Annotated in this window: 1 pseudogene; it reads left to right on the forward strand. The window is 60.5% G+C overall.

The features are described 5' to 3' along the window. A pseudogene (locus J2D73_RS20255) lies at window positions 1-461 on the forward strand (pyruvate decarboxylase); the annotation flags it as partial.

Raw genomic sequence — 461 nt, forward strand, 5'->3', positions numbered from 1 at the left:
GCCCAACTCCAACGATCACGGCAGCGGTCATATCCTGCATCATACGATCGGCACCACCGATTACGGGTATCAGCTCCGCATCGCAAAGGAACTCACCTGCGCCGCAGTTTCCATTACCTCCGCAGAAGATGCACCCGAAAAGATCGACTACGTTATCCGGACGGCGTTGAGGGAGAAGAAGCCGGCCTATATCGAGATTGCGTGCAACGTGTCAGGACAGTCCTGCCGTGCGCCCGGGCCGATCAGCGCCGTCGTCTCCGATGCGCCATCCGATGCGGATACGCTCAAGGCGGCCGTGAAGGCCGTAGCTGAGTTCATCGAGAAAAAGGAAAAACCGGTCATCCTGATTGGCAGCAAGCTGCGTGCGGCGGGCGCGGAAGAGGCCGCTATTCGTCTGGCGGATGCGCTTGGCTGCAGTGTCGCCACCATGGGCGCGGCCAAGAGCTTCTTCCCCGAGGATC

This window comes from Acetobacter sacchari, from assembly GCF_017377715.1.
Lineage (GTDB): Bacteria > Pseudomonadota > Alphaproteobacteria > Acetobacterales > Acetobacteraceae > Acetobacter > Acetobacter sacchari.